Here is a 12,851-nt window from a genome sequence, read left to right as displayed (position 1 = left end):
AGCGCCCCTTAAGGAGAGCCATTCATGGCGACCGTGAAAGTCACCGACGAAAGCTTCGACGCCGACGTCCTGAAGTCCTCGACCCCCGTCCTGGTGGACTTCTGGGCCGAGTGGTGCGGCCCCTGCAAGCAGATCGGCCCGGCGCTGGAACAGATCGCCGACGAACTGGCCGGTCAGGTGACGATCGCCAAGGTCAACATTGACGACAGCCCCATGACCCCCTCCAAGATGGGCGTGAAGGGCATCCCGACCCTGATGCTGTTCAAGGACGGCCAACTGGCTTCCATGAAGGTGGGCGCCATGCCCAAGGGCAAGATCGTCGAATGGCTGGCCGAAGCCGGCGTCAAGGCGGACTAAGAAATCTCCCTCCCCTTCATGGGGAGGGTGGCTGAGCCGTCAGGCGAAGCCGGGTGGGGGCGGCGCGGCGATAAGCCCGCCGCCTTTTGCTTGTCTGGGATGTGGGGATGGGCAGCCTGGCCCTCCCCACCCGGTCGCTTCGCGACCACCCTCCCCATGAAGGGGAGGGAGAGGGCTAGACCGGCCAGGTCTCGGGACTGGCGCCCAGAACCTCGCCCGCCAGATAGAGCGATCCGCAGATGACGATGCGGCCCGCGCCGAGCGCCAGGGCGCGTTCCAGAGCCTCGTCCACCGAGGTCGTCGGCAGGGCGCCGAAGCCGCGCCCCTGCGCCACGGCGGCCAAGGACGCCGGGTCCGCCGCCGCGCCGTCGAAGCCGATAGTGAAGACTTGGGCGTCGATCCCTTTCAGCGCCTCGAAGAACCCGCCCGCGTCCTTGTTGGCCAGCATGGCCACGATCAGGGCGGTGGGCCGCGGCGCCCGCGCCTGACGCTCGGCCAGGGTCCGGGCCAGGGCCCTTCCGGCGTGAGGATTATGTCCGCCGTCCAGCCACAGCTCAGCGTCCGCCGCTTGCGCCTTCTCGGCATAGGGTCCCACGGTCAGCCGCTGCATCCGCGCGGGCCAGCGCACGGATTTCAGCCCCTCGGCGATGGCGGCTTCGGGCAGGTCCAGCTCCAGGGCGGCGGCCACGGCCACGCCCGCGTTGTCGAACTGGTGCGGCCCGCTCAGCGCCGGGGCCGGCAGGTCGAGGAAGCGTTCCTGATCCTGATAGACCAGCCCGCCGCGCTCGGCCCAGGCGTCGAAATCCACGCCCATGACGGTCAGCGGCGAATGAACCTCGGCCGCGCGTCGCTCGATCACGGCCATGACGGCCTCGGACTGACGGGCGATCACGCCCCGCGCCCCGGCCTTCAGGATGCCCGCCTTCTCCGCGGCGACGCCTTCGATCCTGTCGCCCAGGAACTCGGCGTGATCCAGATCGACGGGGGTGATGACGCTCAGCAGAGGCCGGTCGATGACATTGGTGGCGTCCAGCGATCCGCCCAGGCCCACCTCGATGATGGCCAGGTCGGCGGGGGTCTCGCTCATGGCCAGGAAGGCCGCGGCGGTCGTGCTTTCGAACACGGTGGCCTCGCCCCCGGTCTCGGCCATGGCCGCCTCGATGCGGTCCAGCACGGCGTTCAGCTGATCGTCGCTGATCAGGGTCCCGGCCAGCCGGATGCGCTCGTTGAAGCGCACCAGATGCGGCGAGGTGTAGGCATGGACCCGCAGGCCCGCCGCCTCGGCGATGGCCCGGATCAGGGAGACCGTCGAGCCCTTGCCGTTGGTGCCGGCGACATGGACCACCGGCGGCAACCGATCCTGCGGGTCGCCCAGCGCCGCGCACAGCGCCCGCATCCGGTCCAGCGACAGGTCGATGCGCTGGGGATGGCGGGCGCGAAGACGTTCCGAGATCGGGTCCATCAGGCGCCCTTAGGCCGCCTTGCGCTTGCCGCCCATCAGCATGGACATGATCTGGCCGAGCGTCGTCGGCAGATCGCCGCGCGCCACGACCTTGTCGACCATGCCCTTGCCCTGAAGATACTCGGCGCGCTGGAAGCCCGGCGGCAGTTTCTCGCGGATGGTGGTCTCGATCACGCGCGGACCGGCGAAGCCGATCAGGGCGCCCGGCTCGGCCAGGTGGACGTCGCCCAACATGGCGTAGGAGGCGGTCACGCCCCCCGTGGTCGGGTCGGTCAGGACCACGACGTAAGGCAGCTGCGCCGCCTTCACTTCCTGCACGGCCAGGGTCGTGCGCGCCATCTGCATCAGGCTGAGAGCGCCTTCCTGCATCCGCGCGCCGCCGGCGGCGGTGAAGCAGACGAAGGGCACGCCGCGCTTCACGGCCTCACGGGCGGCGGCGACGAAGGCCTCGCCCGCCGCCATGCCCAGCGACCCGCCCATGAAGGTGAAGTCCTGAACGATGACGACCGCGGCCACGCCGTCGATCTTGCCGAAGCCGATCGCCATGGTGTCCTTGCGGCCCGCCGCCTTGCGCGCCGCGTTCAGGCGATCGCGATAGGGCTTGCCGTCCGAGAACTTCAGCGGGTCTTCCGGCACGTCCGGGGTGTCGATGCTCTCGAATACGCCGTCATCGAAAGTGGCCTTCAGGCGCGTCGGCGCATTGATCCGCATGTGACGGCCCGACGGCGTGACCCACAGGGCCGCCTCCAGGTCTGTGCGGAACAGCATCTCGCCGCTGTCCGGGTCCTTGACCCACAGATTGTCGGGCGTGTCGCGCCGGCTGACGATCTTGCGGACGCCGGGAGCGAAGCGGGACAGCCAGCCGCCACGCGGCTTGTTCTCAGGATTCTTGTCGACCATGAGCGCGCCTTTAGACGGTTTCCGCGACGGAAGCACTAGTTCTGGCGGTTTTCACCGCGTCCGCCAGGGCCTTCACCTTGGCCAGAACGCGGGGGACGGCCGGTTCGTTCGCCGCCAAAGCGGCGGCCACTTCATCGACGAAGACGGACCCCGCCACCACCGCATCGGCCACGCGGGCGATTTCGGCGGCGCGCTCGGGCGTCTTGACGCCGAAGCCGACGGCGACGGGGAGGTTCGCGGCCTTGCGGACCCGTTCGACGGCGGGGGCGACGGACGCGGCCTGCGCCTCCTTCACCCCGGTCACGCCCGCGACCGAGACGTAATAGACAAAGCCCGAGGTCCCGTGCGCGATGACCTTCAGCCGGTCGTCGTCTGAGGTCGGCGTGGCCAGACGGATCAGCGACACTTGTTGGCCGTCCAGCGCCGCAGCCAGAGGCCCGGCCTCTTCCGGCGGGCAATCGACCACGATCAGACCGTCCACGCCCGCCGCTGCGGCGTCAGCGGCGAAGGCCTCATAGCCATAGCTCTCGACCGGGTTCAGATAGCCCATCAGGATGACCGGCGTGGCGTCGTCGCCCGCCCGGAAATCGGCCACCAGATCCAGCGTGCCGCGCAGGGTCATCCCCGCCGCCAGCCCGCGCAGGGCCGCGCGCTGGATCGGCGGCCCCTCGGCCATCGGATCGGAAAAGGCCAGACCCAGTTCGATCAGGTCGGCCCCGGCGGCGGGCAGGCCGCGCAGGATCTCCAGCGCCTCATCCCGGCTGGGATCGCCGGTCATGACGTAGGGAATGAAACCGGCCCGGCCCTCGGCCTTCAGCTTGGCGAAACGGGCGTCAATGCGAGCCGTCGTCACTGGGGCGTCGTTCCGGCGGCGGGCTGACCGGCGCAGACATTGCCAGGGATGGTGGCGAAGCCGAGATAGCCCGGCGATTCCGGCGCGGCAGGCCCCGAGGTGTCATAAAAGGCCACCATCTGCAGGCCGTCGCAGACGCCGCCGTCCTTGCGCTTGATCAGGACCACGCGGTTGTCGTCGCCGCCCGCCGCCAACCAGCCCTGGCTCTCGAAATGAGCGATATAGGCTTCGGCCAGGGCGCCGACGCCAGCCAGGGGCGCGGTGACGCAGAAGGCGCGACCGTTCAGTCCATGCAGGTTGCCGCAGTCGGGCGCGGCCTTGGCGGCTCCGAGCAGCGGGGTGTCGGTCGCGGGCACGCCTTGCGGTCCGGTGGCGGCGGCCTGAACCGGAGCCGGTGCGGCGGACGCCGCCTGCGTCTTGGCCATCGTCAAGGTCGGAGAAACAGCGGCGACCAGGGCCGCGATCAGAAGGGTCTTCATGCTCAAAGCTCCACGCCCAGATGCTTGGCTACGGTGAAAATATCCTTGTCGCCCCGGCCCGACAGGACCAGCACGACGTCGCCGCCCTTGCCGATCTCCCTGGCGACTTCGCCGATGCGCGCGAGGGCGTGCGAGGGCTCCAGCGCGGGGATGATGCCTTCCAGTTTCGACAGCAGTTGGAAGGCCTCCAGCGCCTCGTCGTCGGTGGCCGAAAGGTATTCGCCGCGGCCAAGATCGTTGAGCCAAGCGTGCTCCGGCCCGATGCCCGGATAGTCGAGACCGGCCGAGATGGAATGACCCTCAAGGATCTGCCCGTCGGCGTCCTGCAGCAGATAGGTGCGGTTGCCGTGCAGCACGCCGGGGCGGCCGCCCTTCAGGCTGGCGGCGTGTTCGGGGGTGTCCAGACCGTGGCCCGCCGCCTCGACGCCGATCAGGCGCACGCCCTCGTCCTCGATGAAGGGGTGCATGGCGCCGATGGCGTTGGAGCCGCCGCCGATGCAGGCGACCACCGCGTCGGGCAGGCGGCCGATGCGCTCCAGCGACTGCCGCTTGATCTCCTTGCCGATGACCGACTGGAAGTCGCGCACCATGGCCGGATAGGGGGCCGGGCCCGCCGCCGTACCGATGATGTAGTAGGTGTCCTCGACGTTGGTGACCCAGTCACGCATCGCCTCGTTCATGGCGTCCTTCAGCGTCGCCGCCCCCGCCGTGACGGCCTCGACCTCGGCCCCCAGCAGCTTCATGCGGAAGACGTTGGGCTGCTGACGTTCGACGTCCACCGCGCCCATGTAGACGGTGCAGGGCAGGCCGAAGCGGGCGCAAACGGTGGCCGAGGCCACGCCGTGCTGACCGGCGCCGGTCTCGGCGATGATCCGCGTCTTGCCCATGCGCCGCGCCAGCAGGATCTGGCCCATGCAGTTGTTGATCTTGTGCGCGCCGGTGTGATTCAGGTCCTCGCGCTTCAGCCAGATCTTGGCCCCCCCGAAGTGATCGGTCAGACGCTCGGCGAAATAGAGCGGGCTGGCGCGACCGACATAGTGTTCCAGAAAGCCGTCCAGCTCAGCCTGGAAGCTGGGGTCGGCCTTGGCCGCCTCATAGGCCGCATTCAACTCGTGAATCAGCGGCATCAGGGTCTCGGGCACGAAGCGGCCGCCATAGGGACCGAAACGGCCCTCGACGTCAGGCCAGGCGTAGGAATTGGGGAGGATTGCGTTCACGAGCGGCAGTCTTTCGCGGGAAGGCGACGAAATCAGGACCGGGATACGGCCTTGAGGAAGGCGTGGATCAGGTCAGGGTCCTTAACACCGGGCGCGCTTTCGACGCCAGAGGAGACATCGACCAAGGGTGCCCCCGAAATCCGCACCGCCTCGGTGACATTTTGCGGGTCGAGGCCGCCTGCGAGGAACCAGTGTGCCGGCAGGGCCCGGTTCTGCATCAGCGACCAGTCGAACGAGGCCCCCACGCCGCCCGGCAGACTGGAGCCCTCGGGCGGCTTGGCGTCGAACAGCAGATGGTCGGCCATATCGGCCCAGTCGGACACGGACGCGAAGTCGGCCTCGCTGCGGATCGGCAGGGCCTTGATGATGCCTGCCCCCGTCAGCCGCCGCACCTCGGCGGCGCGCTGCGGCGTCTCATGACCATGCAGCTGAATCAGGTCAGGCCGCAGGATCAGCCCCACCTCGGTCAGCAGGGCGTCGTCGGGATCGACCAGCACCGCCACGATCTTGGCCCGCTTCCTCGCCCGGTCGAACAGGGTCGCGGCGTGCAGCGGCGGAATGTGGCGCGGGCTTTTTTCGAACACCACCGCCCCGACGAAGGCCGCGCCGCCGTGCAGGGCTGCGTCCAGCGTCTCGGGCGTCGTCAGTCCGCAAATCTTGGCCAAGGTCATGGGATGGAGGTGCGCGAGGGAGGCGAAGAGGTCAAGCACCTCCCGCTCCTCTTCGTCATCCCGGAAGCGGCGCAGCCGCTATCCGGGACCCAGACGCCAGATACGGGTTCGACCTCAGCGGATAGACCCGCCGCCTGGGTCCCGGATCTGCGGCTCGCCAGCGAGCCTTGTCCGGGATGACGGCGAGGGAGAGCATGTTCAGGCGAAGATCAGCTCGATCTCTTCCGGGCTCAGCAACCGCCACTCGCCCGGCCCCAGATCCTCCGGCAAAACCAGTCCGCCCAACCGCTCGCGGTGCAGGGCCTCGACGTGGTTGCCGGCGGCGGCGAACATGCGGCGCACCTGATGATAGCGTCCCTCGGTCACGGTCAGCAGAGCCTCGGTCGGCGACACCACGTCCAGAATGGCCGGCGACAACGGCTTGTCCTCGCCCTCCAGCACCAGGTCGCCCGAGGCGAACAGCGCGCCCTCGGTCCCGGTCAGCGGCCGCGCCAGGGTGGCGCGATAGACCTTGGCCACGTGTCGCTTGGGCGAGATCACCCGATGCAGCAGGTCGCCGTCGTCGGTCAGCAGCAGCAGGCCTGAGGTCTGCTTGTCCAGCCGCCCAATGGTCGAGATGGCCGGGTCGCGACGCTTCCACCGATCCGGCAGGATGTCATAGACCAGCGCCCCGTCTTCCTTGCGTGAACAGGTCATGCCCAGCGGCTTGTTCAACAGCATGACCAGACCGGCCACCGGGTCCAGCGGCTCGCCGTCGATCTCCATCCGGCTCGGCAGATCGGGCGTCACCGCGATGCGCTTGGACACATCGGTCAGATCGGCGCCGTCCAGCACGATGCCGCCCGCCTTGCCCATCCGCGCCATTTCGGCCCGCGAGCCGTAGCCCATCGACCCCAGCAGCTTGTCCACCCGCGAGGTAGGAACCTTGCCCGCCACCTACTTCACCGCCTCGAAGATCTTGTAGCCGCCCTGATCGGCGACCATCCGCACCCGCTTGAAGGCGGCGTTCAGCTCGGCCTCGTAGGGCAGGTGCCTGTTGGCGACCAGCCAGGCCACGCCGCCGGTCTTCAGCAGTGCCGCCGCCTGACGGATGAAGTTCTGGCCCAGACGCCGGTCCTCGGTCCCGCCGTCATGGAAGGGCGGATTGCTGACGATGAAGTTCAGCTCGCCCGCCGTCGGCAGGGTGCGCACGTCGGCCCATTCGAAGCTCGCGCGCGGGTCCTCGATATTCTTCTTCGCCGCCGCCACAGCGCGCCGGTCGAGGTCGATCAGACGCAAGGAGGTCACCGTCGGCGAGCGCAGCGCCACCAGCGACAAGGCCCCGAAGCCGCAGCCCAGGTCCGCGCCCGCCCCCTTCAGCGGCGGCATGACCCCGGCCAGCATGGCCGTGCCCGGATCGACCCGATCCCAGGCGAAGACGCCCGGCTGCGACCAGGCGTCCAGACCCTCGACCTGCTGCAGTGCGCCCGCAGCGATGGCCGGGTCCAGACCCTCAATGGTTTCGGGACGGATGACGACGCAGCGACGATGGTGGGCCTTGGCCGTCTCCCCGACCTCAAGGCCGAAACCCTTCAGCTCCTTGCCCAGACGCGAGCCGCCCTTGTCCTTGGGCGCCATGACGTCCAGGCGTCCGCCGACCTTCAGCGCCCGCAGCGCCAGAGCCAGGGTGTAGCGCCGCTCCACCACGCCCGGCGGGGCGTAGATCATGGCCTCGTCCACCGAACCGGGGGCGAGGTCTTCCAGCGCCGTCGCGCCGGGGATCAGGGGCGAGGTCTGCACCGCGCCGGTCGGAACGTCGAACACCGCCGGCGGGCGGCCATAAAGGATCGTGGTCATGGCGCGCCCCATACCCTTTTCCCGCCCTTTCGCGAAGGGCGAGCCGTGACACCCCCGAACGGATCAGGCACAACCCGCCGATGCTTGCAGACCCCATCCGTTCCGCTTCGCCCGCTCAGCTCGACCTGGGCGCCGCGCGCGAGGTGCTGGGCCGGGTCTGGGGCCATGCCGATTTTCGCGGCCTGCAAGCCCAGGTCGTGGCCGAGGTTCTGGCCGGGCGCGACGTCATGGCCGTCCTGCCGACCGGCGGCGGCAAGAGCGTCTGCTATCAGATCCCCGCCATCCTTCGCCCCGGCGTCGGTCTGGTGGTGTCGCCTCTGATCGCCCTGATGACCGATCAGGTCGAGGCCCTGAAGCAGCAGGGCGTCGCCGCCGCTCGCCTCGATTCCGGCGTGCCGATGGAGGAGCGCTCCGCCATCTGGCGCGCCGCCCGCTCGGGTGAACTGGACCTGCTCTACGTCTCGCCCGAAGGCCTGGCCGCCGGCTCCATGCTGGAACGTCTGTCCGAGATCGACCTCAGCCTGATCGCCATCGACGAGGCCCACTGCGTCAGCCAGTGGGGCCACGACTTCCGCCCCGACTATCGCTCGCTGGGCCGCCTGGCCGAGATCTTTCCCGGCGTCCCGCGCATCGCCGTGACAGCGACCGCCGACGCCCGCACCCGCGACGACATCCTGGCCTCGCTGCGACTGGGTGAAGCCCGCGTCTTCGTCGACAGCTTCGCCCGCCCGAACCTGCAACTATCCGCCGAGCGCAAGATCAACGGGTCGCGTGCCCGCACCGACGCCGCCGTGGTCGAACTGGTGCGCGAGCGGCGCGGCAAGTCGGGCGTGGTCTATTGCGGCAGCCGCGACGGCTGCGAGCGCGTGGCGCAAACCCTGCGCGACGCCGGGACCAACGCCATCGCCTATCACGCCGGCTTCGACGCCAAGGACCGCGACCGGCGGCTGGAGCGCTTCCTGGCCGAGGACGGCGCCGTCATGGTCGCCACCATCGCCTTCGGCATGGGCGTCGATAAACCGGACGTCCGCTTCGTTATCCACGCCGATCCGCCCGGCAGCCTCGAAGCCTACTGGCAGGAAATCGGGCGCGCCGGACGCGACGGCGAACCGGCCGAGGGCATCACCCTCTACGGCCCCTCCGACATCGCCTGGTCCCTGCGCCGCCTCGAAGGCCGGCCGATGGCCGAGGAGGTCAAGCAGGTCCAGACCCGCAAGGTCCGCCAGCTGTTCGCCATGCTGGACGGCGCCGTCTGCCGCCCCCAGGCCGTGCGTCGCTACTTCGGCGAGACAGACGCGCAACCGTGCGGCGTCTGCGACATCTGCGGCGACCCGCCGGCGACGTTCGACGCCGTGGTCCCGGCGCAAAAGGCTCTGGCGGCGGTGCAACGCCTCGGCGAACGCTTCGGCCGGACCCGCGTGGTCGATCACCTGCTGGGCAAGACGAAAGACGTCCAGCCGTGGGAGGCGAACCTGTCCACCTGGGGCATCGGCGCCGACCTGTCGCTGACGGCGTGGCGCGACGTCATCGACCACCTGCTGTTCGAGGGCCTGCTGGTCGAAGACCCGAACGAAGGCAAGCCCATCATCCAACTGGGCGATCCCGAGGCCGTCCGCGCCGTCTATCGCGGCGAGCGCCCCGTTCAGGTGCGCAAGGCGCCGGTCCGCGTGGTCGAGGCCGAACGTCCGCGTCGCAACGCCGGCCGCAACCTGGCCGCCGAGGCGCTGGACACGGACGTGCGCGCCCGCTTCGAGGTCCTGCGCGCCTGGCGCCGCGACCGCGCCGCCGAGCAGCACGTCCCGCCCTATGTCATCTTCCAGGACAAGACCCTGGTCGAGATCGCCCTCAGCGAACCGCGCAACCTCGACGCGCTCGGCCGCATTTCCGGCGTCGGGGCGGGCAAGCTCGAACGCTACGGCAAGGGCGTGCTCGAGGCCCTGCGCGCGGCGGACTGATCGCCCTTCCATGACCAAAGCTTAACTGGCGCGGCCAGCTTCGCCCTGCCACCCCTTCGGCTGACACCGGTAGGGGGAAGCGTAACATGAAGCGGTTTCTGGCGACGGGCGCAGCCTGTCTGGCACTGGCGAGCGCGGCTCAGGCGCAGGAGGCTCCGGCCGACGCGCCCAAGCCGATGGACCAGCCGCGCGACTGGTCCGCGACCCTGACGCAGGACGCGACCGGCCTGCACGACATCATGATCGACAGCCACCCGGGCGTGCACGATCCGCTCAACCCGGCCTTCAAACCTCGGCTGGAGGAAGGCCTGACCGTCGCGCTGGAGCGGGCCAGGACCACCACCGACGCAGGCGGCTGGTGGTGGGCGTTGCGCGCCTATGTCGCCAGCTTCGAAGACGGCCATGTCGGCATCAACATCACCCAGCCGAACTACGGCTTCCCCACCCGCTGGCCCGGCTTCCTGACTATCTATCGCGGCGTCGATCAGGTGGTGGCCGACCGCGAACCCGCCGACGCCGCGACGCCGCCCCTCGGCGCCCGACTGATCGACTGCGACGGCGTGGCCGCCGAGGCCCTGGCCGAGCAGCGCATCGGTCAGTTCCGGGGCCGCTGGTTCCTGGAAGCCCAACGCACCCTTTACGGCGACTGGCAGTTCCTCAGCGCGCAGAACCCGTGGATCGGAGAGATGCGCCAGTGCCGCTTCGAAAGCAACGGCGCGACCAAGACCTACGCCCTGAACTGGCGCGCCACGCCCGAGGACATCTACGCCCGTCGCGCCAGGCTGGCCCAGCGCGCCGCGACCGACTTCGGCCTGAAGCATTTCGACGACGGCGGCTTCTGGATCTCGACGCCTTCGTTCAACGGCGATCCGTCCAGCGAAACCCATGCCGAGCTGACCGCCCTGATCGCCGACATGAAGGCCAAGCAGGACGCCCTGCGGCTGGCCCCTTACGTCGTGCTGGACCTGCGCGGCAACGGCGGCGGCTCCTCGCACTGGAGCCAGCTGATGGCCGAGGTCCTTTGGGGCGACGCCTGGATGGCCGCCCACCCCGAACCGGAGATCGAGGCCGTCGAATGGCGCGCCTCAGACGGCAATATCGCCGAAATCTCCGCCTTCCTGGACAAGCTGCACGCCACGAACGGCCAGCCGGAGCTGATCACCTGGGCCGAAGACGCCATCAACGGCATGAAGGCGGCCCAGGCCGCCGGTCAGGTCTACTGGCGCAGCGCCAATGACGAGAAGCCGGCCGACGCCGCCCCGCCGCCGCCCGCGCCGCAGCTGATGGCCGGCCGGGTCTATGTCCTGACCGATTCCAGCTGCGGCTCCGCCTGCCTCGACGCCGTGGATCTGTGGAAGACCGCAGGCGCCCTCCAGGTCGGGCGCGAGACCTCGGCCGACACCGTCTACATGGAAATCCGCGAACCCGCCCTGCCCAGCGGCCTGGCCCAGATCGCCGTGCCGATGAAGGTCTATCGCGGCCGCGCGCGCGGCAACAACGAGCCGCAACGCCCCCAGTATGTCATCGCAGGCGACATGAGCGACGACGCGGCCCTGCTGGCCTCCATCCGCCGGCTGCAGCCGGACTGAAGCCTCAGCGCAGGAAGCGTTCGACCGCCGCCTGGAAACGGCGCGGCTGGTCGATCATGACCATGTGCTCGGCCCCTTCGATCCGCTCGAAGGCGGCCGGGCGCGGCAGGCTGCGATAACCGGCGCGGAACAGGCCGTCGATGTGGCTGCGCGGGCTGCGGTCGTCGGCGCTCCAGCCATAGACGACGGTGACGGGGGCGGTGATGGAAGGCAGGCGCGAACGCAGGTCCACCGTCATCACCTCGTACAGGCCCTGCGCCAGGGTGCGTCGGTCGCCGCCCTGCCAGCCGAGCGTGCCGAACAGACTGTCCGCCGCGCCGCCCATATCCGCCCCCATGCCCTGGGCCTGGGTCTTCAACGCTTCGTCGCCGAACAGCAGCAGGCCCTGATAGGCCAGCCGCGCCAGAGGCTCGACATCCCCCGTCGTGGCGCCCGCGCTGATCAGCGACGGGAAAAAGGGCGAGGCGTCCACCACCATGACCCGGCCCACCCGCGGCCCGGCGTCGGCGGCGACCCGCAGGGCGATCTGGCCGCCCATCGAGTGACCGATCACGGCAGGCCGGGTCAGTTCCCGCTCGGCGATGTAGCGCCGAATCTCGGCTGCAGCCGGAGCGCCGATCAGACCCGCATCATTGGCCAGGGCCGGCACGTCGCCGAAACCGCGCACCGTCACCAGATGGACCCGGTATCGCCCCTCCAGAGCGCTGGCCGTGCGCGTCCAGACAGCCGATGTCGAAGCCAGGCCAGGGATCAGGATGACGTCCGGACCGGAACCGCGCGTCTCGACCACGATCCGGTCGGACTGGAAAGCGCCGGGAGCCGCCGCCAGAGCCAACGCAGGGCTCCACAACAGGACCAGAAGACTCAAAAGAAAGCGCGTCATCAGAAAAACCTAGCCTTGGATCACGGCGAAGAGTCGGCAGAGGGAGCTAGTTGAATTTTCGCCGTTTCGGGTGTGAAATCGTCTCATCCTGGGGAGGATCCGATGAAGCCCATCCTATTGACCGCCATTCTCGCCGCCGCCGCCGTATCTGCGGGCGCAGCGTCCGCCGAAGAATGGAACGCCTTTTCGCGCAACGCCCGACTGGTCTATCTCGCCGATGTCGGGGGAATCGCCACGGTCGGCGACGCGTCCAGCATCCGCGTGGCCCGCGTCTCGCTGCAGTCTCCCGCCGGGGACTACAGCCACAAGATCGATGAATACGAGATCCGTTGCGCCGCCAAGCAGGCGCGCATCCTGGCCGAAATCGAGTACGGACCCGACGGCGCCGAAGTCGAGCGCTATCCCGAGGCCGACCCCGCCTGGGACGACATTCGCCCCACCAGCCTGAGCGCCTATATCCAGCCCATCGTCTGCGAGGGCGCCCGCGCGGACGGCCCCAACGCAAGCTCCATCAAGGCCTATATCGACAGCGGGCGCGGCCAGTAGCCGAGCGCACATCATCGCCACACAGCAAAACGGCCGCCCCATCGATGGGGCGGCCGTTTCATTTTCAGCGCCTGGAAGGTTTCAGGCGGCGGCGGGCTTGGGC

General features: G+C 69.3%; 13 protein-coding genes. 4 read left to right on the top strand and 9 right to left on the bottom strand.

Annotation, left to right across the window (positions count from 1 at the left end; translation table 11 throughout):
- The first annotated feature begins 24 nt into the window (after window positions 1-24).
- Window positions 25-357, top strand: coding sequence for a thioredoxin (gene trxA, locus B3K53_RS14490; protein ID WP_292085218.1), 333 nt, complete (start codon window positions 25-27; stop codon window positions 355-357).
- Between the two features lie 175 nt (window positions 358-532).
- On the opposite strand, the gene B3K53_RS14485 is transcribed toward trxA, so the two are convergent.
- The 8 genes from B3K53_RS14485 to B3K53_RS14450 form a co-directional block, all read right to left on the bottom strand.
- Window positions 533-1,819, bottom strand: coding sequence for a bifunctional folylpolyglutamate synthase/dihydrofolate synthase (locus B3K53_RS14485; RefSeq protein WP_292085217.1), 1,287 nt, complete (start codon window positions 1,817-1,819; stop codon window positions 533-535).
- Window positions 1,820-1,828: 9 nt separating this feature from the next.
- Window positions 1,829-2,719, bottom strand: a complete 891-nt coding sequence (locus B3K53_RS14480) for an acetyl-CoA carboxylase carboxyltransferase subunit beta (RefSeq protein ID WP_292085216.1) — start codon at window positions 2,717-2,719, stop codon at window positions 1,829-1,831.
- A gap of 10 nt (window positions 2,720-2,729) precedes the next feature.
- Complete coding sequence (trpA, locus tag B3K53_RS14475) at window positions 2,730-3,572, bottom strand: tryptophan synthase subunit alpha (protein WP_292085215.1); 843 nt, start codon at window positions 3,570-3,572, stop codon at window positions 2,730-2,732.
- Complete coding sequence (locus B3K53_RS14470) at window positions 3,569-4,051, bottom strand: hypothetical protein (RefSeq protein WP_292085213.1); 483 nt, start codon at window positions 4,049-4,051, stop codon at window positions 3,569-3,571. The genes trpA and B3K53_RS14470 overlap by 4 nt, the downstream gene beginning before the upstream one ends.
- A gap of 2 nt (window positions 4,052-4,053) precedes the next feature.
- Window positions 4,054-5,268: a tryptophan synthase subunit beta gene (gene trpB / locus B3K53_RS14465; RefSeq protein WP_292085211.1), complete on the bottom strand. Its 1,215-nt coding sequence runs from the start codon at window positions 5,266-5,268 to the stop codon at window positions 4,054-4,056.
- Window positions 5,269-5,300: 32 nt separating this feature from the next.
- The gene (locus tag B3K53_RS14460; RefSeq protein ID WP_292085679.1) at window positions 5,301-5,939 is read right to left on the bottom strand and encodes a phosphoribosylanthranilate isomerase; all 639 of its coding nucleotides are present in this window, start codon (window positions 5,937-5,939) and stop codon (window positions 5,301-5,303) included.
- Between the two features lie 198 nt (window positions 5,940-6,137).
- Window positions 6,138-6,875 (bottom strand): pseudouridine synthase, encoded by a 738-nt coding sequence (locus B3K53_RS14455; RefSeq protein ID WP_292085209.1) that lies wholly within the window; start codon window positions 6,873-6,875, stop codon window positions 6,138-6,140.
- Entirely contained in the window at window positions 6,876-7,775 is a 900-nt protein-coding gene (locus B3K53_RS14450) for a class I SAM-dependent methyltransferase (RefSeq protein WP_292085208.1), read from the bottom strand.
- Between the two features lie 80 nt (window positions 7,776-7,855).
- Between B3K53_RS14450 and recQ the strand changes: the two genes are divergently transcribed.
- Both recQ and B3K53_RS14440 read left to right on the top strand, forming a co-directional pair.
- The gene (gene recQ / locus B3K53_RS14445; RefSeq protein WP_292085207.1) at window positions 7,856-9,730 is read left to right on the top strand and encodes a DNA helicase RecQ; all 1,875 of its coding nucleotides are present in this window, start codon (window positions 7,856-7,858) and stop codon (window positions 9,728-9,730) included.
- Between the two features lie 86 nt (window positions 9,731-9,816).
- Window positions 9,817-11,319, top strand: coding sequence for a S41 family peptidase (locus tag B3K53_RS14440; RefSeq protein WP_292085206.1), 1,503 nt, complete (start codon window positions 9,817-9,819; stop codon window positions 11,317-11,319).
- A gap of 4 nt (window positions 11,320-11,323) precedes the next feature.
- On the opposite strand, the gene B3K53_RS14435 is transcribed toward B3K53_RS14440, so the two are convergent.
- A complete protein-coding gene (locus tag B3K53_RS14435; RefSeq protein WP_292085204.1) occupies window positions 11,324-12,202 on the bottom strand; it encodes an alpha/beta fold hydrolase in 879 nt (292 codons plus the stop codon).
- A 102-nt stretch (window positions 12,203-12,304) separates the two neighbouring features.
- On the opposite strand from B3K53_RS14435, the gene B3K53_RS14430 reads away from it, so the two are divergent.
- On the top strand, window positions 12,305-12,748 hold the full coding sequence (locus B3K53_RS14430; RefSeq protein WP_292085203.1) for a surface-adhesin E family protein: 444 nt from the start codon (window positions 12,305-12,307) through the stop codon (window positions 12,746-12,748).
- The last annotated feature ends 103 nt before the right edge of the window (window positions 12,749-12,851 follow it).

Origin of the sequence: Brevundimonas sp. UBA7506, from assembly GCF_002479495.1 — a bacterium.
Classification (GTDB): Bacteria; Pseudomonadota; Alphaproteobacteria; order Caulobacterales; family Caulobacteraceae; genus Brevundimonas.
The sequence above is the reverse complement of the archived record's forward strand: the minus strand, read 5'-3'. Positions and strand labels throughout refer to the sequence as shown.